General features: G+C 66.0%; 20 protein-coding genes. 6 read left to right on the top strand and 14 right to left on the bottom strand.

Annotated features, from left to right (window positions below):
• Positions 1–13: 13 nt before the first annotated feature.
• From atpD to VPH47_RS02560, 8 genes are all read right to left on the bottom strand, one after another.
• Positions 14–1,420: a F0F1 ATP synthase subunit beta gene (atpD, locus tag VPH47_RS02595; RefSeq protein ID WP_010481327.1), complete on the bottom strand. Its 1,407-nt coding sequence runs from the start codon at positions 1,418–1,420 to the stop codon at positions 14–16.
• Between the two features lie 38 nt (positions 1,421–1,458).
• Positions 1,459–2,322, bottom strand: a complete 864-nt coding sequence (gene atpG, locus VPH47_RS02590; RefSeq protein ID WP_006471334.1) for a F0F1 ATP synthase subunit gamma — start codon at positions 2,320–2,322, stop codon at positions 1,459–1,461.
• 97 nt (positions 2,323–2,419) lie between these two features.
• Complete coding sequence (gene atpA, locus VPH47_RS02585) at positions 2,420–3,967, bottom strand: F0F1 ATP synthase subunit alpha (protein ID WP_008266965.1); 1,548 nt, start codon at positions 3,965–3,967, stop codon at positions 2,420–2,422.
• Positions 3,968–4,011: 44 nt separating this feature from the next.
• Complete coding sequence (locus VPH47_RS02580; protein WP_110713802.1) at positions 4,012–4,539, bottom strand: F0F1 ATP synthase subunit delta; 528 nt, start codon at positions 4,537–4,539, stop codon at positions 4,012–4,014.
• Positions 4,540–4,541: 2 nt separating this feature from the next.
• Positions 4,542–5,012: a F0F1 ATP synthase subunit B gene (locus VPH47_RS02575; RefSeq protein WP_005419512.1), complete on the bottom strand. Its 471-nt coding sequence runs from the start codon at positions 5,010–5,012 to the stop codon at positions 4,542–4,544.
• A gap of 106 nt (positions 5,013–5,118) precedes the next feature.
• Complete coding sequence (atpE, locus tag VPH47_RS02570; protein ID WP_005411133.1) at positions 5,119–5,424, bottom strand: F0F1 ATP synthase subunit C; 306 nt, start codon at positions 5,422–5,424, stop codon at positions 5,119–5,121.
• A gap of 73 nt (positions 5,425–5,497) precedes the next feature.
• Entirely contained in the window at positions 5,498–6,298 is an 801-nt protein-coding gene (atpB, locus tag VPH47_RS02565; protein WP_049466592.1) for a F0F1 ATP synthase subunit A, read from the bottom strand.
• Positions 6,299–6,329: 31 nt separating this feature from the next.
• On the bottom strand, positions 6,330–6,695 hold the full coding sequence (locus tag VPH47_RS02560) for a hypothetical protein (protein WP_006394654.1): 366 nt from the start codon (positions 6,693–6,695) through the stop codon (positions 6,330–6,332).
• 459 nt (positions 6,696–7,154) lie between these two features.
• On the opposite strand from VPH47_RS02560, the gene VPH47_RS02555 reads away from it, so the two are divergent.
• The gene (locus VPH47_RS02555; RefSeq protein WP_368850062.1) at positions 7,155–7,973 is read left to right on the top strand and encodes a hypothetical protein; all 819 of its coding nucleotides are present in this window, start codon (positions 7,155–7,157) and stop codon (positions 7,971–7,973) included.
• A 445-nt stretch (positions 7,974–8,418) separates the two neighbouring features.
• Here VPH47_RS02555 and lpdA read toward each other — a convergent pair whose 3' ends face one another.
• The 3 genes from lpdA to VPH47_RS02540 all read right to left on the bottom strand — a co-directional run bounded on the left by lpdA (position 8,419) and on the right by VPH47_RS02540 (position 12,715).
• The gene (gene lpdA / locus VPH47_RS02550; RefSeq protein ID WP_368850061.1) at positions 8,419–10,221 is read right to left on the bottom strand and encodes a dihydrolipoyl dehydrogenase; all 1,803 of its coding nucleotides are present in this window, start codon (positions 10,219–10,221) and stop codon (positions 8,419–8,421) included.
• Between the two features lie 107 nt (positions 10,222–10,328).
• Positions 10,329–12,032 carry a dihydrolipoyllysine-residue acetyltransferase gene (gene aceF, locus VPH47_RS02545; RefSeq protein ID WP_368850060.1) on the bottom strand — a complete coding sequence of 568 codons (1,704 nt, stop codon included), beginning with the start codon at positions 12,030–12,032 and terminating at the stop codon, positions 10,329–10,331.
• A 113-nt stretch (positions 12,033–12,145) separates the two neighbouring features.
• The gene (locus tag VPH47_RS02540; RefSeq protein WP_368850059.1) at positions 12,146–12,715 is read right to left on the bottom strand and encodes a DNA-deoxyinosine glycosylase; all 570 of its coding nucleotides are present in this window, start codon (positions 12,713–12,715) and stop codon (positions 12,146–12,148) included.
• 186 nt (positions 12,716–12,901) lie between these two features.
• Between VPH47_RS02540 and VPH47_RS02535 the strand changes: the two genes are divergently transcribed.
• From VPH47_RS02535 to glpK, 3 genes are all read left to right on the top strand, one after another.
• Positions 12,902–13,537: an OmpW family protein gene (locus VPH47_RS02535; RefSeq protein ID WP_153854577.1), complete on the top strand. Its 636-nt coding sequence runs from the start codon at positions 12,902–12,904 to the stop codon at positions 13,535–13,537.
• 126 nt (positions 13,538–13,663) lie between these two features.
• A complete protein-coding gene (gene glpD, locus VPH47_RS02530) occupies positions 13,664–15,166 on the top strand; it encodes a glycerol-3-phosphate dehydrogenase (RefSeq protein WP_368850058.1) in 1,503 nt (500 codons plus the stop codon).
• Positions 15,167–15,272: 106 nt separating this feature from the next.
• A complete protein-coding gene (gene glpK, locus VPH47_RS02525; RefSeq protein WP_368850057.1) occupies positions 15,273–16,772 on the top strand; it encodes a glycerol kinase GlpK in 1,500 nt (499 codons plus the stop codon).
• Positions 16,773–16,878: 106 nt separating this feature from the next.
• Here the strand turns inward: glpK and VPH47_RS02520 are convergent, their stop codons facing one another.
• Together VPH47_RS02520 and VPH47_RS02515 are read right to left on the bottom strand one after the other, a co-directional pair.
• A complete protein-coding gene (locus tag VPH47_RS02520) occupies positions 16,879–17,673 on the bottom strand; it encodes a MetQ/NlpA family ABC transporter substrate-binding protein (RefSeq protein WP_032129055.1) in 795 nt (264 codons plus the stop codon).
• 26 nt (positions 17,674–17,699) lie between these two features.
• On the bottom strand, positions 17,700–18,671 hold the full coding sequence (locus VPH47_RS02515; RefSeq protein WP_126930096.1) for a YafY family protein: 972 nt from the start codon (positions 18,669–18,671) through the stop codon (positions 17,700–17,702).
• Positions 18,672–18,752: 81 nt separating this feature from the next.
• On the opposite strand from VPH47_RS02515, the gene VPH47_RS02510 reads away from it, so the two are divergent.
• Together VPH47_RS02510 and VPH47_RS02505 are read left to right on the top strand one after the other, a co-directional pair.
• Positions 18,753–19,355 (top strand): hypothetical protein, encoded by a 603-nt coding sequence (locus tag VPH47_RS02510; RefSeq protein ID WP_110713818.1) that lies wholly within the window; start codon positions 18,753–18,755, stop codon positions 19,353–19,355.
• Positions 19,356–19,461: 106 nt separating this feature from the next.
• A complete protein-coding gene (locus VPH47_RS02505) occupies positions 19,462–20,238 on the top strand; it encodes a YdiY family protein (RefSeq protein ID WP_049448000.1) in 777 nt (258 codons plus the stop codon).
• 115 nt (positions 20,239–20,353) lie between these two features.
• On the opposite strand, the gene hemC is transcribed toward VPH47_RS02505, so the two are convergent.
• Entirely contained in the window at positions 20,354–21,265 is a 912-nt protein-coding gene (gene hemC, locus VPH47_RS02500) for a hydroxymethylbilane synthase (protein ID WP_153854580.1), read from the bottom strand.
• Between the last annotated feature and the right edge of the window lie 154 nt (positions 21,266–21,419).

Below are 21,419 nucleotides of genomic sequence, written 5' to 3'. Positions count from 1 at the left end.
CGCCCGTCCCGGATCAGGCCTTCTCGGCCATCTTCTTGGCCTTCTCGACCGCTTCTTCGATGCCGCCGACCATGTAGAACGCCTGCTCCGGCAGGTGGTCGTACTCGCCATCGACGATGGCCTTGAAGCCACGGATGGTGTCCTTCAGCGGCACGTACTTGCCCGGCGAACCGGTGAACACTTCGGCCACGTGGAACGGCTGGCTGAAGAAGCGCTCGATCTTACGGGCGCGCGACACGGCCTGCTTGTCCTCTTCGGACAGCTCGTCCATGCCCAGGATCGCGATGATGTCCTTCAGTTCCTTGTACTTCTGCAGGGTCTGCTGGACGCGCTGGGCGGTGTCGTAGTGCTCGTGGCCGATGACCAGCGGATCCATCTGGCGGCTGGTGGAGTCCAGCGGATCGACGGCCGGGTAGATACCCAGCGAGGCGATCGAACGCGACAGGGTAACGGTCGAGTCCAGGTGGGCGAAGGTGGTCGCCGGCGACGGGTCGGTCAGGTCGTCCGCGGGAACGTAGACGGCCTGGATCGAGGTGATCGAACCGTTCTTGGTCGAGGTGATGCGTTCCTGCAGGACGCCCATTTCCTCGGCCAGGGTCGGCTGGTAACCCACGGCGGACGGCATACGGCCCAGCAGTGCCGACACTTCGGTACCGGCCAGGGTGTAGCGGTAGATGTTGTCAACGAACAGCAGGACGTCCTTACCCTTGCCGTTTTCGTCCTTCTCGTCGCGGAAGTACTCGGCCATGGTCAGGCCGGTCAGGGCGACGCGCAGACGGTTGCCCGGCGGCTCGTTCATCTGGCCGTACACCATCGCCACCTTGTCGAGGACGTTGGAGTCCTTCATTTCGTGGTAGAAGTCGTTGCCCTCACGGGTACGCTCACCCACGCCGGCGAACACGGACAGACCGCTGTGCGCCTTGGCGATGTTGTTGATCAGTTCCATCATGTTGACGGTCTTGCCGACGCCGGCGCCGCCGAACAGGCCGACCTTGCCGCCCTTGGCGAACGGGCACATCAGGTCGATGACCTTGATGCCGGTTTCCAGCAGCTCGGTGGCCGGGGACTGGTCTTCGTACGACGGGGCCGCACGGTGGATTTCCCAGCTGTCGCTGGCGGCCACCGGGCCGGCTTCGTCGATCGGACGGCCGAGCACGTCCATGATGCGGCCCAGGGTGCCAGCACCGACCGGCACGGAGATGCCGCGGTTGGTGTTGGTGGCGACCAGGTTGCGCTTCAGGCCGTCGGTGGAACCGAGGGCGATGGTACGCACCACGCCGTCGCCCAGCTGCTGCTGGACTTCGAGGGTGATTTCGGTGTTGTCGACCTTCAGTGCGTCGTACACCTTCGGCACCGACTCACGCGGGAATTCGACGTCGACGACCGCGCCGATGATCTGAACGATCTTGCCCTGACTCATTGCTGCATCCTCTAAATGTGTGCTTTGAACGAACGCGGTCAGACTGCTGCCGCGCCGCCGACGATTTCGGAGATTTCCTGGGTGATCGCTGCCTGGCGCGCCTTGTTGTAGACGAGCTGCAGGGTGCCGATCAGCTTGTTGGCGTTGTCGCTCGCCGCCTTCATCGCAACCATGCGTGCCGCATGCTCGGAGGCGACGTTTTCCAGCAGGGCCTGGTACACCAGCGACTCGATATAACGCGTCATCACGTGCTCGAGCACGGTCGCGGCATCGGGTTCGTACAGGTAGTCCCAGTCGTGGTGAGCGACCTGCTTCTCAGCCGGCGGCAGCGGCAGCAGCTGATCGAAGCTGGCCTTCTGCGTCATGGTGTTCACGAAGCGGTTGTAGACCAGGTACACGCGGTCGACCTTGCCTTCGGTGAAGGCGTCGAGCATGACCTTGATCACACCGATCAGCGACTCCAGCTTCGGCACGTCGCCGATGTGGGTCACGCTGCCGACCATGTTGACCTTCACGCGGCGGAAGAAGGTCGATGCCTTCTGGCCGATGGTCACCAGGTCCACTTCCGCACCCTTGTCCTGCCATGCCTTGGCTTCGCCCAGCATCTTGCGGAACAGGTTGTTGTTCAGGCCGCCGGCCAGGCCGCGATCAGAGGAGATCACGATGAAGCCGACCCGCTTGACCTGCTCGCGCTCGACCAGGAACGGATGCTGGTAGTCGGTGCTGGCCTGGGCCAGATGACCGATCACCTGCTTCATCGCCTGCGCGTACGGACGCGAGGTCTTCATCCGATCCTGCGCCTTGCGGATCTTGGAGGCCGAGACCATCTCCAGGGCGCGCGTCACCTTGCGGGTGTTCTGCACGCTCTTGATCTTGGTTTTGATTTCGCGTCCGCTTGCCATCTCTTGTTTCCCGTGGCGCGGGGCTGTTGCCCCGCGTTGTTCAACCGTTTGTCATCTGGTCCAGCGGAGCCAGCGGCTCCGCTCTACAGGACCGCGATTACCAGCTGCCGGTGGTCTTGAACTCGGCGATGCCCTTCTTGAAGGCACCTTCGATGTCGTTGTCCCAACCGCCGGTGGCGTTGACCTTGCTGACCAGTTCGCCCTGGGTGTTGGCGAAGTGGGCGTGCAGGCCTTCTTCGAACGCCAGCAGCTTGTTGACCGGCACGTCGTCGAGGTAACCCTCGTTGACGGCGTAGATCGACAGCGCCTGGTTGGCGATCGACATCGGCGCGTACTGCTTCTGCTTCATCAGCTCGGTGACGCGCTGGCCACGCTCCAGCTGCTTGCGGGTCGCTTCGTCCAGGTCCGAGGCGAACTGCGCGAACGCAGCCAGCTCACGGTACTGGGCCAGCGAGATACGGATGCCGCCCGACAGCTTCTTGATGATCTTGGTCTGGGCCGAGCCACCGACGCGCGACACCGAGATACCGGCGTTCACGGCCGGGCGGATGCCGGCGTTGAACAGGTCGGTTTCCAGGAAGATCTGGCCGTCGGTGATCGAGATCACGTTGGTCGGAACGAAGGCGGACACGTCGCCGGCCTGGGTTTCGATGATCGGCAGCGCGGTCAGCGAACCGGTCTTGCCGGTGACCTTGCCTTCGGTGAACTTCTCGACGTATTCCTCGGACACGCGGGCAGCGCGTTCCAGCAGGCGCGAGTGCAGGTAGAACACGTCACCCGGGTAGGCTTCACGGCCCGGCGGGCGCTTCAGCAGCAGCGAGATCTGGCGGTAGGCAACGGCCTGCTTGGACAGATCGTCGTACACGATCAGCGCGTCTTCGCCGCGGTCCATGAAGTACTCACCCATGGTGCAGCCCGAGTAGGCGCTGATGTACTGCATGGCTGCCGATTCGGAAGCGGTCGCGGCCACCACGATGGTGTGGGCCAGCGCGCCGTTCTCTTCCAGCTTGCGCACGATGTTGGCGATGGTCGAAGCCTTCTGGCCGATCGCAACGTACACGCACTTGATGCCGGTGCCCTTCTGGTTGATCACCGCGTCGATCGCCATCGCGGTCTTGCCGGTCTGGCGGTCACCGATGATCAGCTCGCGCTGGCCACGGCCGATCGGGATCATGGCGTCGACCGACTTGTAACCGGTCTGCACCGGCTGGTCGACCGACTTGCGCCAGATCACGCCCGGAGCAACGCGCTCCACCGGAGCGGTCAGGTCGGTGCCCAGCGGGCCCTTGCCGTCGATCGGCTCGCCCAGCGCGTTCACGACGCGGCCCAGCAGTTCCGGACCGACCGGCACTTCCAGGATGCGGCCGGTGGTCTTGGCGACGTCGCCTTCGCGCAGGTGCTCGTAGTCACCCAGGACCACGGCGCCGACCGAGTCGCGCTCCAGGTTCAGGGCCAGGGCGAAGGTGTTGTTCGGCAGTTCGATCATTTCGCCCTGCATCACGTCGGCCAGACCGAAGATGCGCACGATGCCGTCGGACACGCTGGTCACGGTGCCTTCGTTGCGCGATTCCGCGGCCAGCTTGACCTTCTCGATGCGGTTCTTGATCAGTTCGCTGATTTCGGAGGGGTTGAGCGTGGTTGCCATCGTCAAGTCCTAGTGCCGGCAGCGGGGCCGGACGTTAAATGAATTCAGTTAGCGAGCGCGGTCTGCAGACGGGCCAGCTTGCCCTTCAGCGAACCATCGATGACCACGTCGCCGGCGTCGATCACGGCGCCGCCGATCAGCGAGGCATCCACCGCGGTGGTCACGTCGACCTCGCGGTTGAAGCGCTTGCGCAGCGCGACCTTGATCGCGTCCAGCTCGCCGGCCGACAGTTCGGCCGCCGAGGTCACCGTGGCCTTGACCACGTGCTCGGCTTCGGCGCGCAGGGCGTCGAACATGCCGGAGATTTCCGGCAGCAGCGGCAGACGATGCGAGTCGGCCAGGATGGCCAGGAAGCGCGAGTAGGTCTCGCCGTGGGACACCGGCGCCAGCAGGGCGACGGCGTCGTCACGACCCAGCTCCGGGTTGGCGAGCAGGGCCGCCACGCGCGGGTCGGCGGCGACGTGGGCGGAGAACGCGAGGGCGTCCGACCACGGCGCGAACGCGCCTTCGTCGCGCGCGGTCGCGAACGCGGCGCGGGCGTACGGGCGGGCAAGCGTGAGGGCCTGGCTCATCCTTAGATCTCCGAGGCCAGCTCGTCGAGCAGCGCCTTGTGGGCGTTGGCGTCGATTTCGCGCTTGAGCAGCTTTTCGGCACCGGTCACGGCCAGCGCGGATACCTGCTTGCGCAGATCTTCACGGGCACGGTTGGCGGCGGCGTCGATTTCAGCCTGGGCCAGTTCCTTCTGACGGGTGGCTTCGGTGATCGCTTCGTTACGGGCAGCATCAACGATCTGGTTGGCACGCGCGTGGGCCTGATCGATGATCTCGTTGGCCTTGGTGCGGGCTTCCTTCAGCGCTTCGTTGACCTTCTCCTGCGCCTGGGCCAGATCTTTCTGGCTGCGGTCGGCAGCAGCGAGGCCTTCAGCAATCTTCTGCTGGCGCTCTTCGATCGCGTTCATCAGCGGCGGCCAGATCTTGGTCGCGATGATCCAGATCAGACCAGCGAAGGCCAGCGCCTGCGCAAGAAGGGTGAAATTGATATTCATGGTTAGCTCGATCGCTGGTTTCGGGGTGGACGCGCCGCCGTAGCGGCGCATCCGGCCTTCATCCGAAACCGGGTGCATCAGCACCCGGTCGTCTCAAACCGCTGTATCAGCCGGCCAGAGCCTTGGTGACGGCGCCAGCAAAGGCAGCCGACAGCGGGTTGGCGAAGGCCAGCAGCAGGCCAACGGCGACCGAGATGATGAACGCGGCGTCGATCAGGCCGGCGGTGATGAACATGCGGACCTGCAGGACCGGGATCAGTTCCGGCTGGCGGGCGGCCGACTCCAGGAACTTACCAGCCATGATGGCCAGACCCAGACCGGCGCCCAGCGCGGCCAGGCCGATCATGATGCCGACGGCAAGGGCGGTGGAGCTCTGAATCTGCGCGAAGTTGGTCAGGACGGCGAAGTACATGGTTATCTCCAGGAACTTAAGTTGCTAAGGGTGATGAAACGGATGAAGGTTGAAACGCGTTGAAGCTTGAAACTCAGTGAGCGTCTTCCGACAGGCTCAGGTACACGATCGACAGCATCATGAAGATGAAGGCCTGCAGCGGGATCACCAGCAGGTGGAACAGCATCCAGCCGAGGCCGAACGCACCACCGGCAATGGCACCGAAGAAACCGGCACCACCCAGCACCCAGATCAGCAGGAACACGATTTCGCCGCCGAACATGTTGCCGAACAGTCGCATCGCCAGCGAGATCGGCTTGCTCAGCCACTCGACGATGTTGAGGATCAGGTTGAACGGCATCATCCACTTGCCGAACGGCGCCGTCAGGAATTCCTTGATGAAGCCAAGCAGGCCCTTGGACTTCAGCGCGAAGAACAGCATCAGGAAGAACACGCTGATGGCCATGCCCAGGGTGGCGTTGACGTCGGCGGTCGGCACCGGCTTCCAGTAGTGGATGCCCGCCCATTCCAGCGGCTTGGCGATGAAATCGGCCGGGATCATCTTGATCAGGTTCATCATCAGGATCCAGAAGAAGATCGTGATGGCGATCGGCGTGACCAGCTTGCTCTTGCCGTGGTAGGTATCCTTGGCCTGGCGGTCGACGAACTCCAGGCAGATCTCGACGAAGGCCTGCCACTTGCCCGGCACGCCGGCGGTGGCCTTGCGGGTCCCCAGCCAGAACGCGACCACGATCACCAGGCCCATCAGGACCGCGGTGAGGAAGGTATCGACGTGGATATGCCAGAACATACCCTCACCCTTGCCGACCGGCGCGGTCAGGTTGTGCAGGTGATGCTGGATGTAGCTGGTAGGGGTTAGAGCCTCGCCCGCCATGTGTCCGGAACCTTCAGTTAATTGAATTCTGTCAACGCCTGGCCATGGCCAGGACCTGGAACATCAAGCCGACGGCGATACCGGCCAACAGCGCCAATGCAGGCAGCTTGAAGACCAGGAACCCCACCAGCAGGACGCCGAAAACCACCACCCACTTGGCCACGATCGCAATGATCAGGCGAGCCATCGCCGATCCTGCGGCCAGTGCCCCACCGCCCAGTGCCATCCGTGCCGCCACCCAGCCACCGGCCGAAATGGCCACACCGGACGCCAGCGCGCCGAGGGCATATTTCGGACCTACCAGCAGGAAGGCCAGGGCCAGGACAGCCACTGCGGCCAGCGGGTAGACCGCGGCGCGCAGCATCAGTCGCCGACCCGCATCAACGGAGTTCAGCACAGGACGTCCCGCGTGGTTGCAAGTGGAGGGCTGAGGCGGCTAAAGCAGGGGGGCCTCATCGAGCCGCCAAATTATAGCAATGGGACAATTTGCGAGACAACCGCTCCCTGTTCATCCCGGGAGGCCGCAAGTTGCGGTAACGGTTACATTTTTGCGTGCCACCCAGGGGACAATGACGTCCGTATGATGTTGCAGCGCAGTATTGAACTTTGGTCGCAGGCCGCGGAACTTTCGCCGAATGCGCCGGTCCGATCTTTCGACCTGCCTGCAGCAACCTCGTCGACGCTCCGCCCCGCAGGTCCCACGATGGCCCCGAAGCCCGGCTCCGGGGCCATCTTTTTGCATCGTCGCGACAGCGCTGAACCGTGCACACTTCGTGGACCATACGTTCACGGATGGTGGACGGGCCTGTCCGGCACAGTGGCCTTCATTCTGATGAACCACTGCAAGGACTCTTCGATGCGCCCCGTACCCACCCTGCTCGCCCTCTCCCTGCTCGCCGCCGGCGCTTCGTTCGCCACTGCCGCCCATGCCGCCGAAGGCGATGACCGCTTCGCCATCCGCCTGGGTGCGATGAACATCGACTCGGACAACACGATCCGCGGCAAGACCAACGTGGCTGGCCAGGATGTCTCCCTGAACCAGGACTTCAAGCTGGGGGGCAAGGAATGGGAACCGCGCATCGATGGCATGTTCCGCATCAGCAATCGCCAGCGCCTGCTGTTCAACTACTTCAAGTACGACAAGGACCGCCGCGAGACCCTCGACCAGGGCATTTCCTTCGGCGGTGAGAACGTGCCGGCCGGCAGCTTCGTGAAGGGTGAACTGAAGTACCAGGTGGCCAGCCTGGTCTACGACTACTCGGTCGTCGATACCGACACCTTCGACCTCGGCCTGCAGATCGGTGGCGAGTACGCCAAGGTCAGCACCAAGGGCTACGCCGACCTGGGCACCGTGTACGACGGCCAGTTCCTCAACGAGAAGGCTGACGGCATCGCGCCGGTGGTGGGTGCGCGCATGACCTTCACGCCGTCCGAACGCTGGATGATCACGCTGCAGGGCCAGTATCTCAACACGCGCTGGGGCAGCTTCGATGACTACAAGGGCGACCTGAGCCGCGCCAACGCCATCGTCGATTACCGCTTCACGAAGAACTTCGGTGTGTTCGCCGGCTACGACTGGTTCAAGCTGGACGTGGACAAGAAGGGCAGCGATGGCACTGTCGGCCTGAAGCAGGAATTCAAGGGCCCGGTGGCCGGCGTCAGCTTCGTGTTCTGATCCCCCGCCCCTTCCACGGCACCCTCTCTCCTGGCGCGGCCTCCGGAACATCGGGGCCGCGTTTTTTGTGGGTTCCTGACAGAAGAGCAGAAGCTGGTTGGTCGAGCGCTGGAGGGAGCGGGGACTGCGTGCGAATGTCCCCCGGCGCCGGCCTGCGGCCGACGCCTCCTCCTTTACTTCGCACACAGCCCCCGCTCCCTCCGCGTTTCAGGCATCCAGGCGGCTTGGGCAGTGGCTCTCGACTGTCCGCAAGCCGAGCCGCTGCGCGGGTGGCAGGCGTTTCGACAAAGTAAAGGAGGAGGCGACCGCCGCAGGCGGGCGGCGGGGGACATTTGTCGAAACGCCTGCCACCCGCGCAGCGGCCCCACCCTTCGCTGCAGCACTGATCGAAGAAAAAAAGCCCCAGCAGATGCCGGGGCTTTTCGTTCGGAACGGCGCGGACGCCTTACTTCTTCTTCGGCATGTACAGATCGGTGATCGTGCCGTCGTAGATTTCCGAGGCCATCGCCACCGACTCGCTCAGCGTCGGGTGGGCATGGATGGTGTGGCCGATGTCTTCCGCCTCCGCACCCATCTCGATGGCCAGGCCGATCTCGGCCAGCAGGTCACCGGCGTGCACGCCGACGATCGCACCACCGATGATGCGGTGGGTCTCTTCGTCGAAGATCAGCTTGGTGAAGCCCTCGGTGCGGCCAATGCCGATCGCACGGCCACTGGCGGCCCACGGGAACTTGGCCACGCCGACCTTCAGGCCCTTGGCCTTGGCTTCGGTCTCGGTCACACCGACCCAGGCGATTTCCGGGTTGGTATAGGCCACCGACGGAATCACGCGGGCCACCCACTCCTTCTTGTGGCCAGCAGCCACTTCGGCGGCAAGCTTGCCCTCATGCGTAGCCTTGTGGGCCAGCATCGGGTTGCCGACGATGTCGCCGATGGCAAAGATGTGCGGCACGTTGGTGCGCATCTGGCGATCGACCGGGATGAAGCCACGGTCGGTGACCTGCACGCCGGCCTTCTCGGCATCGATCTTCTTGCCGTTCGGCGAACGACCCACGGCCACCAGCACGCGGTCGAAGGTGCCCTGCGCCAGCGCAGGCGCCTGGCCTTCATCGGCGGCGTCGAAGGTCACGGTGATGCCCTTGGCATCGGCGGTGACGCCCGAAGCCTTGGTCTTCAGGTGGACTTCGATGCCCTGCTTCTTCAGGCGGTCGGCCAGCGGCTTGACCAGGTCCTTGTCGGCGCCCGGCATCAGCTGGTCCATGAACTCGACAACGGTGACCTTGCTGCCCAGCGCGCTGTACACGGTGGCCATTTCCAGGCCGATGATGCCGCCGCCGACGACCAGCAGCGAGCCCGGCACTTCGGCCAGCTCCAGCGCGTCGGTGGAGTCCATCACGCGCTTGTCGTCCCACGGGAAGTTCGGCAGCTTCACTGCCTGCGAACCGGCGGCGATGATGCACTTCTGGAAGCGCAGCAGCTGGGTGCTGCCATCAGCGGCGGTGATTTCCAGCTCGTTGGCCGAAACGAATTTGCCGACGCCCTGCACGCTGCGGACCTTGCGCTGCTTGGCCATGCCGGCCAGGCCCTTGGTCAGCTGGTTGACGACCTTTTCCTTGTACTCGCGCAGCTTGTCCAGGGTGATGGTCGGCTTGCCGAACTCGACGCCGAAATCACCGGCATGGGCCACTTCGTCGATCACCGCTGCGGCGTGCAGCAGCGCCTTGGACGGAATGCAGCCCACGTTGAGGCAGACGCCACCGAGGCTGGCGTAACGCTCGACCAGCACCGTATCCAGGCCGACGTCGGCGGCGCGGAAGGCGGCGGTATAGCCGCCCGGGCCCGAGCCCAGCACGACCATTTCGCATTCGATGTCGGCCGGCTTGCCGCTGGACAGCGCCGGCTTCGGCGCAGCCGGTTCGGCCGGGGCGCGGTGCGACGGGGTCACCGGCGGCTTGCTGGCCGGGGCGGCCGGAGCCGGCGCGGCGGCCTTGGCCGGGGCTTCGGCGGCGCCTTCGGCGTCCAGCACCACGACCACAGCGCCTTCGGACAGGGTGTCGCCCAGCTTGACCTTGATTTCCTTGACCACACCGGCGGCCGAGGACGGCACTTCCAGGGTGGCCTTGTCCGACTCCAGGGTCACCAGACCCTGATCCTTCTTCACCGTGTCGCCGACGGCGACCAACACTTCGATCACCGGCACATCGCTGTAATCGCCGATGTCGGGAACCTTGACTTCAATCGTGGCCATGGTGGGTTTTCCTCGTGCCCGCGCGGCGGTGCCGGCGGGCTGTCACTGCATCTGTTCACGCGGCCGCGCCAGGGGCGGCGGCCACACGGTGGGGGCGAAGCGGTGCCTTACAGCAGCACGCGGCGCATGTCGGCCAGTACCTGCGACAGGTACGTGGTGAAGCGTGCGGCCAGGGCGCCATCGATGACACGGTGGTCGTAGCTCAGCGACAGCGGCAGCATCAGCTTCGGTGCGAATTCCTTGCCGTTCCAGACCGGCTGGATGGACGACTTGGAGACGCCGAGGATGGCCACTTCCGGTGCATTGACGATCGGGGTGAACGCGGTGCCGCCGATGCCGCCCAGCGAGCTGATCGAGAAGCAGCCGCCGCTCATGTCGGCCGGGCCGAGCTTGCCGTCGCGCGCCTTCTTGGCCAGTTCGCCGGTTTCCTGCGCGATCTGCACCACGCCCTTCTTGTCCACGTCGCGGATGACCGGCACGACCAGGCCGTTCGGCGTGTCGGCGGCAAAGCCGATGTGGAAGTACTTCTTCAGGGTCAGGTTTTCACCGCTGGCATCGAGCGAGGCGTTGAATTCCGGGAACTTCTTCAGCGCCGCGGCGCTGGCCTTGATCAGGAAGGCGAGCATGGTCAGCTTGATGCCGGCCTTCTCGTTCTCCTTGTTCAGCGCCACGCGCAGGCCTTCCAGGTCGGTGATGTCGGCCTGTTCGAACTGGGTGACGTGCGGGATCATGGCCCAGTTGCGGGCCAGGTTCGCACCCGAGATCTTCTTGATGCGCGACAGCGGCTGGACTTCGGTCTCGCCGAACTTGCTGAAGTCGACCTTCGGCCACGGCAGCAGGTTCAGGCCACCACCGGCAGCGACAGCAGCACCGCCGGCAGCCGGCACGCCGCCGCTGAGTGCGGCCTTGACGAACTTCTGCACGTCACCCTTGGTGATGCGGCCGCCCTTCTCGGTGCCGTTGATCTGCAGCAGGTCCACGCCCAGCTCGCGGGCGAACACGCGCACCGCCGGGGTGGCGTACGGCACCTTGGCCGGCAGCACGCCATCGGCATTGAACTGCACCGGCGGGCTGGAGGGAGCGCCGGCCGACGGTGCGGCGGCTGCCGGAGCAGGTGCCGCAACCGGTGCGGCAACCTGAGGAGCCGACGGCGCAGCCGCCGGAGCCGGAGCAGCGGCCTTGGCTGGTGCCGGTGCAGCAGCGCCCTCGGCCTCGATGATGGCGACCACGTTGCCCTGCGACAGATTGTCGCCGACCTTGACCTTGATCTCCTTGACCACACCGGCCACTGAAGACGGCACTTCCATGGTGGCCTTGTCGCTTTCCAGCGTGACCAGGCCCTGGTCCTTCTTGACCGTGTCGCCGACGGCGACCAGCACTTCGATGACCGGAATGCCGGAATAGTCGCCGATATCCGGCACCAGCGCTTCAACCGCACCACCGCTGGCAGCCGGAGCGGCCGGCGCAGCTGCGGCCGGGGCCGGCGCGCTCTGGGTGGCGGCAGCCGGGGCAGCGGCCTTGGCCGGTGCCGGGGCAGCCGCCGCCGGCTTGGCGGCTTCGGCTTCACCTTCGGCCACTTCGATCAGGGCCACCACCTTGCCTTCGGACAGGCTGTCGCCAACCTTGACCTTCAGTTCCTTGACCACGCCCGCCACCGAGGACGGCACTTCCATGGTCGCCTTGTCGCTTTCCAGCGTCACCAGGCCCTGGTCCTTCTTGACCGTGTCGCCAACGGCGACAAGCACCTCGATTACCGGGATATCGCTGTAGTCACCGATATCGGGGACAAGTGCTTCCTTGATTTCGGCCATGGGGATAACTCCGGCAATCTGGTGTAGGGAAACGTCTATTGTGCGGCCAGCGGGGTCCAGCGCCAACCGTTACAGGTGTTTTCAGTACGCACGCAGCCGGGACACGCTGTTGCTCATGGGTTGCGGCCATGACCAGTCGGTAGCGTATTGTCCGGACGATGTCCGCTTGATGTCGCCAGTGCGTCGGCCACCGGCTGCCAGGCCTGGCGCAGGCGCGGCAGCGACCACGCCGCATTGGCCGGGCTGGTGGACGGCAGTGCCAGCAGCCTGGGCGGGGCCTCCAGCCGTGGCAGCACCCAGCGCTGGAACGCCTGCAGTGACGCAGCACCATTGCAGCCGATCAGCTCCAGCTCAGGGAGGGTGGCGATCAGTTCGGGCAGCGCATTGGTCACTTCCGTGCCACGCACGATGTCCGCATCCAGGCTGCCACGCCGCTCGCAGTGACCGATCACATCCCACAGACCGATACCTGCGGCGTTCAACGCCCGCAGCCGCTGTGCATAGGCCAGATCCGCATCGAAACCGCAGATATCCGCCATCAGCGGCCAGAAGCGGTTGCGCGGATGGGCGTAGTAGCGCTGCTCCTGCAGCGACGCCACGCCCGGCATCGAGCCCAGCAGCAGCACCCTGCAATCCACGTTCACCTGCGCTTGCAGGCCGATGCACATCGTCGCCGCGCTCACATCTTCTCCAACTGAATGAATGCCACTGATGGCCGAAAACCCCATGAATACAGGCTTTTCGAGCTGATCGCTGAACAAGGAAAACTATTTTTTAACGTGCGTCGGATTCGATTCATGTTGGGGCGACTACGGTGTGCTCGCCCCGCAACCGGGGGCCCAAAACAAGAAACATTAGGAGATACCCCCATGCGCTCCATCCGTATCCTGAGTCTCGCCCTGCTGACCTCCGCCGCCTTCGCACCGGCCGCTTTCGCCCAGGACAGCAGCAGCACCGACACCGCTTCGGGCAAGCATTTTGCCGTTGTTGGCGGCATCTCGCTGCTGCAGCCGAAGAACGACCCGATCACCGGCGTGAAGAAGACCGATGGCGGCCCGGCGCCGACCGTCAGCTTCAGCTACTACATCAACGACAACTGGGCCGTTGAACTGTGGGGCGCCGCCGACAAGTTCGACAACAAGTTCAAGGGCCCGAACAACGCCCGCCTGGGCTCGGTCGAGCAGCAGCCGGTCGCGCTGAGCGGCCAATACCACTTCGGCCAGGCTGACAACGTGTTCCGTCCGTTCGTGGGCGTGGGCTACTACCAGTCGAGCTTCAGCAACGAGAAGCTGGGCAACGGCGCTGACACCGACATCCGCTTCAAGGATGCCAAGGGCGTGATCGGCACCGTCGGCGTCGACATGAACATCAACTCCACCTGGTTCGCCCGTGCTGACGCCCGCTACATGCGCGCCCGCCCGGACATCAAGGTTGGCGGCGAGAAGATCGGCGAAGCCAAGATGGACCCGTGGACCGTCGGCTTCGGCATCGGCGCCCGCTTCTGATCCAGGCTGCACCTGCTTCACTGATGTAACACGACGGGCCCTTCGGGGCCCGTCGTCGTTTCCGTCACCCGCTGTCTGTAGAGTCGACTGACAGTCGACTCTACACACACAGGAGGCGGAGGCACGATGGACGACGTCGACCTGCTGGTGATCGGTGGCGGCATCAATGGCACCGGCATCGCCCGTGACGCCAGCGGCCGCGGCCTGCGCGTGCTGCTGTGCGAACAGCACGACCTGGCCGCGCACACCTCCAGTGCCAGCAGCAAACTGATCCATGGCGGCCTGCGCTACCTGGAACAGGGCGAACTCGGCCTGGTGCGCAAAGCGCTGGGCGAACGTGAGGTGGTACGCCGGCAGGCGCCCTATCTGGTCCGCCCGCTGCGTTTCGTGCTGCCGTGGGAACCGCACCTGCGCCCGCGCTGGATGCTGCGCGTGGGACTGTGGCTGTACGACCACCTGGGCCCACGCAGCCCAGCATTTCCCGCCTCGCGCGCCCTGGACCTTCAGCGTGATCCGCTCGGCCCCTGGCTCTCCCCGGATCTGCGGCAGGCCTTCAGCTACGCCGATGCGCAGGTCGATGATGCGCGCCTGGTAGTGCTCAACGCATTGGACGCCGCGCAGCGCGGCGCGCAGGTCCACGTGCGCAGCCGCTGCATCGAACTGCGCCCTGTGCAGGGCCGTTGGCAGGCCGTGCTGGATTCCGCCGACGGCCAGCGGCATGTGACCGCGCGCGCCATCGCCAATGCGGCGGGCCCATGGGCCGGCGGCCTGCTGGAGCAGATGGAGGCACGCAGCGGCAGCCCCGCGCTGCGGCTGGTGCAGGGCAGCCACATCGTGCTGCGCCGTTCCTGGCCCGATGACAGTGCCTGCCTGCTGCAGCAGCCCGATGGCCGCGTGGTGTTCCTGCTCCCGTTCGCCCACGATCACCTGCTGGTCGGCACCACCGACACCGACTACCGCGGTGACCCGGCGCGCTGCAGCGTACTGCCTTCCGAGGTGAGCTACCTGTGCGCGGCCGCCAACCGCTATCTGCGCGAACCGATCACTCCGCAGGACGTGGTCTGGCAGTTCGCCGGTGTGCGGCCACTGCTGGCCGACCCGGACCCGCGTGCGGCAAAGCTGAGCCGCGACTATCGCCTTCGGCTGCAATCCAGCCCGGCGCCGGCGCTGCATGTGCTGGGCGGCAAGCTGACCACCTACCGCGTGCTGGCCGAGGAAGCGCTGGACCTGCTGCGCCCTGCCCTGCCACAGATGGGGCCGGCCTGGACCGCAGGCGGAGACCCGCTGCAGGGCAGCGACTGGGGCGACGCCGCGCAGGCGCGCTCCCGTCTGCAGGCGCTGGCACCGTGGTTGCCCGTGGAGATCGCACAGCGTTGGGCCGAAGCCTACGGCAGCCGCAGCGCCACCCTTCTGCGGGGTGTGCGGGGCATGGACGATCTTGGAGAGGACTTCGGCGGCGGCCTGCATGCGTGTGAAGTGGCTTTCCTGCGCGACCACGAATGGGCCTGGGACGCCGAGGACGTGCTGTGGCGGCGGAGCAAGCTGGGGTTGCGGCTGGATGCTGCGCAGGTGGCGCGGCTGCAGGCGTGGATGCGGGATCGAATCTCTTTCCCATGGAATGGGCTCTGACCCCGGTGTTTCCAGGTGTGCCAACCAAGGTTGGCAGCTGCCAGGGCGGCCGCGCGCGACGCGACCGATGCATTAGGATTTTCCCCATCGCTACCGGAGACACTGCATGACGCCCCGCTACGTGCTGGCCATCGACCAGGGCACCACCAGTTCGCGCGCGATCCTGTTCGACCGCGCCGGCGACATCGTCGGCAGCGCGCAGCGCGAATTCGCGCAGATCTTCCCGCACCCCGGCTGGGTCGAGCATGACCCGCGCGAAATTCTCACCAGCGTCTATGCCACGCTGACCGAACTGCTCAGCCGCGGGCAGATCGACCCGCGCCATATTGCGGCACTGGGCATCACCAACCAGCGTGAAACCACCGTGGTCTGGGACCGTGCCACCGGCCAGCCGATCCACAACGCCATCGTCTGGCAGTCGCGGCAGAGCCACGCCATCTGCGAGCGGCTGAAGTCCGAAGGGCATGAGGCGCTGATCCGCGAGCGCACCGGCCTGCTGATCGACGCCTATTTCTCCGCCACCAAGGTGCGCTGGATCCTCGACCACGTGGAGGGCGCGCAGCAGCGCGCCGAACGTGGCGAGCTGCTGTTCGGCACCATCGACAGCTGGCTGGTCTGGAACCTCAGCGGCGGCCAGGCGCACGTGACCGACTACAGCAACGCGGCGCGCACGCTGCTGTTCAACATCCACACGCTGGACTGGGATGACGACCTGCTGGCGCTGCTGGACATCCCGCGCGCGATGCTGCCGCAGGTGCGCGATTCCAGCGCGGTGTACGCGCATACCCGGCCGCAGTTCTTCTTCGATCACCCGATTCCGATCGCCGGCATCGCCGGTGACCAGCAGGCGGCGCTGTTCGGCCAGGCCTGCTTCCAGCCGGGCATGGTCAAGAACACCTATGGCACCGGCTGTTTCATGCTGATGCACACCGGTGCGCAGGCGGTGCGTTCGCGCAATGGCCTGCTGACCACCATCGCCTGGGGCCTGGACGGGCGCGTGGAATATGCGCTGGAAGGCTCGATCTTCATCGCCGGCTCGGTGGTGCAGTGGCTGCGCGACGGTCTGCGCATGATCGAACGCGCCAGCGACAGCCAGGCGCTGGCCGCGCAGGTGCCCGACAGTGGCGGTGCTTACCTGGTACCAGCATTTGTCGGCCTCGGTGCGCCCTATTGGCGCAGTGATGTGCGCGGCGCGATGTTCGGCCTGACCCGTGGCACCCGCAAGGCGCACTTCGTGCGTGCCGCGCTGGAGGCGATGGCGTACCAGACCCGCGACGTGCTTGATGCGATGCAGTCCGATGCCGGTATCGCGCTGACCGAGCTACGCGCCGATGGCGGTGCGATCGGCAACGACTTCCTGGCCGGTTTCCAGGCCGACATCCTCGGCGTGCCGCTGCTGCGGCCGCGACTGACCGAGACCACCGCACTGGGTGCGGCCTACCTGGCCGGCCTGGCGGTGGGGTTCTGGACCAGCCGCGAACAGATCGCCACGCAATGGGGCCTGGACCGGCGCTTCGAGCCACAGATGGAGGTGGCGCGGCGCGAGAAGCTGTATGCGGGATGGCAACAGGCGGTTGCCGCCACTCTCGCCTTCCACGTCGACTGACGGTAGTGCCGGCCGCTGGCCGGCAACCCCATGATCCTTGGCGGCGTCTGCAGATCGCCGGCCAGCGGCCGGCACTACCGCATGGCCAGAGCGTCCGTAGCGCCGGTCAGAACGCCGGCAGCACCGCGCCCTTGTACTTGGTCTCGATGAAGGCCTTCACCTGCGGGCTGGTCAGGGCCTTGGCCAGCTTCTGCACGCGGGCGTCGTCCTTGTTGTCCGGGCGCGCGACCAGGAAGTTCACGTACGGCGAATCCTTGCTTTCGATCGCCAGTGCGTCCTTGGTCGGGTTGAGGCCAGCGTCCAGCGCATAGTTGGTGTTGATCAGGGCCAGGTCGACCTGGTCCAGCACGCGCGGCAGCATCGCCGAGTCCAGCTCGCGGAACTTCAGGTTCTTCGGGTTGGCAGTGATGTCGCGCTGGGTCGACAGCGCGTTGGTCGGATCCTTCAGCTCGATCACACCGGCCTTGTGCAGCAGGATCAGCGCGCGGCTGTTGTTGCTCGGGTCGTTCGGGATCACCACGTCGGCGCCTTCGCGCAGTTCGGCCAGCGACTTGATCTTGCGCGAGTACGCACCGAACGGCTCGATGTGCACGCCGATCACCTTCACCAGGTCGGTCTTGCGGTCGCGGTTGTAGGCATCCAGGTACGGCTCGGTCTGGAAGTAGTTGGCGTCCACCTGCTTCTGCACCAGCTGGTCGTTGGGCTGCACGTAGTCGTTGAACACGCGCACGTCCAGGTCCACGCCTTCCTGCTTGAGGATCGGCTTGACCACCTCGAGGATCTCGGCATGCGGCACGGCCGTGGCGGCCACCACCAGCTTCTGCGAGGGCTCGCCGGACTTGCCGCAGGCGGTCAGGGCCAGCGCAGCGGCGAGCAGGGGCAGCAACAGGGTCTTTTTCATGGGCGGAAGGGTTCTCGGGGGGAGTGTCAGGAGTTGTCGTAGTTGCTCAGGGCGAGCTCGAGCAGCGCCTTGGCCTGCTCACGCAGCATCACCGGCTCGACGATCTCGGCATCCGAGCCGTAGTGCAGCACGTCCATCAGCAGCTCGCGCGAGACGCTGTACGGCACCTTCAGTTCATAGCGGCCATCGGCCAGGAAGCGGCCCTGCTGCTTGGAATGCCAGTGCTCGTCGGCCACCCAGCGCGCGGCCTTGGCGCTGAACAGGATGGTCGCCCAGCCCTTCGGCGCACCGGAGAAGATGCCGTAGCTGGCGCCCAGCTGCTCGTCCAGCTCGCTGTCGGCCACGTCACGGGCGGTACTGTCGATCACCCGCGCCTTGTGGATGCGATCCACGGCAAAGCTGCGCAGGGCCTCGCGGTCATGGTCCCAGGCATCCAGGTACCAGTTGTCGCGGTAGTGGGTCAGGCGCTGCGGCGAGACCGTGCGCCGGGTCGGCTCATCGGTGGAACGCGCACGGTACTCGAACGCCAGCTGGCGGCGCTCAAGCACGGCGGAGGCGACGCTGCGGAAGCTGCCTTCGTCGAACTTGCGGCCACGGTGCGGAATCACCCGCACGCGGTCGACCGGCCAGCTGGAGACGCCGGCCTGGGCCGCCAGCAGGCTCTCGATGCGCTGCTGCAGCGGTGCCAGCACCGACGACAGCACGCCGCCGCCGGTCCGCGCCAGCAGGTGCTGCGAGGCCAGCAGGGCATGCAGTTCCTCCGAACTCAGCCACAGGCCGGGCAGCTCGAAGCGGTCGCTCTCGTCAGCCTGGTAGCGGAAGCCCGCCTCGCCGTCGCCCTCGATCGGTGCCATCAGCGCATCGCGCAGGAAGGCCAGGTCGCGGTAGACGGTGGCGCGGGAACAACCGAGCTTGTCCTGCAGGGTCGCCACCGTCACCGGATAGCGCGCGGACTTGAGCAGACGATGCAGGGCGGTGATGCGTTCGTATCGGTCCATACCCCCGATTATGTCCGAGTCGCGGGTCTTGTGTGGGACGTTTGGGCTATCGTGTTCGCCCCCACCCCTCTGGAACACCCGATGCGCCGGTTGCCTGCCCTGTCCCTGCTGGCCTGCCTGCTGCTGGCCGCCTGCGATCGCACACCGGCACCGGCCAGTACCGAAGCCCCGGTACCGGCCGCGGACCCGGCGCAGGCGGTCCTGGGCGCCAGCCAGCGCTTCGCAGCCCTGCGCAGCTTCCACGCCGAGCTGGAGGTGCTGGGCGCGCCACAGCCGGTGCGCAGCGCCATGGACTTCGTCGCCCCCGATCGTTTCCGGGTGCAGACACCGGCCGGGCCGCAGACCATCATCGGTGACACCATGTTCCTGCAGGCCGACGGTGCGGTCCGCCAGGTGCCAACCCCGCCGGGCCTGCTCGAGCAGTGGCGCAACCCGTTGCCGGCCGACGCCCTGCCCGCCGACCTGCAGGCCGAGGATCTGGGCAGCCAGTCGCTGGATGGGGTCGAAACCCGTCACTATCGGCTGCGCGGCGCCCAGCCCGGCGAACGCCTGGAATACTGGGTGGATGCGCAGGGCCTGCCGCGGCAGATCGTGCGCAGCGGCAGCAGCAATGGCCGCAGTTTCCAGCTGCGCCTGCGCTATTCGCGCTTCAACGACCCGGCATTGCGCGTCGATCTGCCCTGAATAGGCGATCGTGGCAACGTTCGCTGAAGCGCGCATTGGATCGATTCGGACCGCCATCACGCTTCCAGTATCATCACCGGCTGTCAATCGCTTCGGAGAAGCCCCGATGTCCCTGCGCGTGTCCCTGCTGATCCCCCTGCTGCTGTGCGCGCCTCTCGCGTATGCGCAGGATGCCTCCGAGCTGGCGGCGATGTCCTCGCCGTGGAGCGGCAGTGGCGGCGAGCTCGGTTTCGCCTCGGCACGTGGCAACAGCAGCACCGAGAGCTTCAACGGCCGCCTGCGCCTGCGCTACACCGATGGCGACTGGGTGCACAGCATGGACCTGTTCGGCCTGCGCTCCAGCTCCAAGGTGACCGAGACCAACGACGACGGCACCACCACCCGCCGCAACAACACCACCGCCAACCGCTACACCGGCAGTGCCGGCAGCGCGCTGCAGCTGGGCGAGCACCGCCAGCTGACCGCGACGGTGCGTACCGAACGCGATGACTTCGCCACCTACGACCGCCAGAGTTCGTTCGGTCTGGGTTACGGCACCCGCCTGTGGAACACCGAGCGCTTCTCGTTCGACGCGCAGATCGGCCCCGGTGTGCGTCGTACCCACAGCACCGAGGACGACCGCACCCGTACCGGCATGATCGGCCGCGGCCTGTTCGACATGAAGTACTCACTGACCGACAACACCGACCTGGTCAACACGCTGCTGGTCGAATCCGGTTCGTACAATACCTTCGGCCAGAACGACTTCGGCGTTTCGGTGAGCATGAACGAACACCTGGCGCTGAAAGCCGGCTGGCAGGCGCGCTACAACAGTGACGTGGCCGAGGACAAGCGCAAGACCGATACGCTGACCACGATGAACGTGGTCTACAAGTTCAAGTAAGAAACGGGCGCCAAAGGCGCCCGTTCTTCTTTCGGTAGTGCCGGCCGCTGGCCGGCAACTGCATTCAACTGGGGGCGCGAGGTTGCCGGCCAGCGGCCGGCACTACCTGCAATGCTCAGACGTTCAGCAGCTCGCCGGCACCGGCATCCAGCAGCATCGTCGCCACGCGCTGGCCCAGTGCTTCCGGGTCGCTGGCCGGCCCTACGGCCTCGGCACGCACCGCACGACCATCACTGGCACTACCGACCAGGCCCTGCAGGTGCAGGTCGGTGCCCTGCCACTGCGCGATCGCCGCCACCGGCACGTGGCAGCTGCCATGCAACGCACGGTTCATCGCCCGCTCGGCTTCCACGCAGGCACGGGTTTCCGCGTCATCCAGGCCGGCGAACAGCGCCATCAAGCGCGCGTTGCCACCATCGCACTCCACCGCCACCGCGCCCTGCGCCGGAGCCGGCAGCCACTGCGGCGGTTGCAGGCGCGCGACGATGCGCTCGCCCAGGCCCAGACGCTCCAGGCCGGCCACGGCCAGCACGATGGCGTCGTAGCCACCGTTGTCGAGTTTGGCCAAGCGGGTGTTGACGTTGCCGCGCAGGTCCAGCAGTTCCAGGTCCGGGCGCAGCGCGCGCAGCTGGGCCTGGCGGCGCAGCGACGAGGTACCGACCCGCGCACCGATCGGCAGCGCGTCCAGCGAGGCGTACAGGTTGGAGACGAAGCCATCGGCCGGATCGTGGCGGGTCAGCATTGCCGGCAACGCGAACGGTGCGTCCAGCTCCATCGGCACATCCTTCAGCGAGTGCACGGCGCAGTCGGCCTCGCCACGCAGCATGGCCAACTCCAGCTCCTTCAGGAACAGGCCCTTGCCACCGATGGCGGCCAGCGAGCGGTCCAGCACCTCGTCGCCGCGGGTGCTCATCGGCACCAGTTCCACATGCAGGCCGGGATGGGCCTGGCGCAGGCGGTCGGCGACGTGTTCGCTCTGCCAGAGGGCGAGCGGGCTCTTGCGGGTGGCGATGCGGACGGTTTCCATCCCGTCATTATCGCGCCTTCGGCGCGGATACGGCCAACGGCGGAGCCCCTCGTGGCTGCTGCATCGGCTGAATCTATGGCGCTTGGCCGGGGCGGTGGGGTCATGCGGGGACGCCGTAAACCCGTCCTTGGGGGCTTGGCCGCGGCATCCATGC

Origin of the sequence: Stenotrophomonas sp. WED208 (genome assembly GCF_040984485.1) — a bacterium.
Classification (GTDB): Bacteria; Pseudomonadota; Gammaproteobacteria; order Xanthomonadales; family Xanthomonadaceae; genus Stenotrophomonas; species Stenotrophomonas riyadhensis.
This window is presented reverse-complemented; position numbering and strand designations above follow the sequence as displayed.

Coding starts and splice junctions, on each gene's coding strand:
- VPH47_RS02580 (WP_110713802.1), bottom strand. CDS start 4,539: ATGAGCCAGGCCCTCACGCTTGCCCGCCCGTACGCCCGCGCCGCGTTC.
- glpK (WP_368850057.1), top strand. CDS start 15,273: ATGACGCCCCGCTACGTGCTGGCCATCGACCAGGGCACCACCAGTTCG.
- VPH47_RS02515 (WP_126930096.1), bottom strand. CDS start 18,671: ATGGACCGATACGAACGCATCACCGCCCTGCATCGTCTGCTCAAGTCC.
- glpD (WP_368850058.1), top strand. CDS start 13,664: ATGGACGACGTCGACCTGCTGGTGATCGGTGGCGGCATCAATGGCACC.
- atpE (WP_005411133.1), bottom strand. CDS start 5,424: ATGTACTTCGCCGTCCTGACCAACTTCGCGCAGATTCAGAGCTCCACC.
- atpG (WP_006471334.1), bottom strand. CDS start 2,322: ATGGCAAGCGGACGCGAAATCAAAACCAAGATCAAGAGCGTGCAGAAC.
- VPH47_RS02520 (WP_032129055.1), bottom strand. CDS start 17,673: ATGAAAAAGACCCTGTTGCTGCCCCTGCTCGCCGCTGCGCTGGCCCTG.
- atpB (WP_049466592.1), bottom strand. CDS start 6,298: ATGGCGGGCGAGGCTCTAACCCCTACCAGCTACATCCAGCATCACCTG.
- VPH47_RS02510 (WP_110713818.1), top strand. CDS start 18,753: ATGCGCCGGTTGCCTGCCCTGTCCCTGCTGGCCTGCCTGCTGCTGGCC.
- atpD (WP_010481327.1), bottom strand. CDS start 1,420: ATGAGTCAGGGCAAGATCGTTCAGATCATCGGCGCGGTCGTCGACGTC.
- aceF (WP_368850060.1), bottom strand. CDS start 12,032: ATGGCCGAAATCAAGGAAGCACTTGTCCCCGATATCGGTGACTACAGC.
- VPH47_RS02505 (WP_049448000.1), top strand. CDS start 19,462: ATGTCCCTGCGCGTGTCCCTGCTGATCCCCCTGCTGCTGTGCGCGCCT.
- atpA (WP_008266965.1), bottom strand. CDS start 3,967: ATGGCAACCACGCTCAACCCCTCCGAAATCAGCGAACTGATCAAGAAC.
- VPH47_RS02555 (WP_368850062.1), top strand. CDS start 7,155: ATGCGCCCCGTACCCACCCTGCTCGCCCTCTCCCTGCTCGCCGCCGGC.
- lpdA (WP_368850061.1), bottom strand. CDS start 10,221: ATGGCCACGATTGAAGTCAAGGTTCCCGACATCGGCGATTACAGCGAT.
- hemC (WP_153854580.1), bottom strand. CDS start 21,265: ATGGAAACCGTCCGCATCGCCACCCGCAAGAGCCCGCTCGCCCTCTGG.
- VPH47_RS02535 (WP_153854577.1), top strand. CDS start 12,902: ATGCGCTCCATCCGTATCCTGAGTCTCGCCCTGCTGACCTCCGCCGCC.
- VPH47_RS02575 (WP_005419512.1), bottom strand. CDS start 5,012: ATGAATATCAATTTCACCCTTCTTGCGCAGGCGCTGGCCTTCGCTGGT.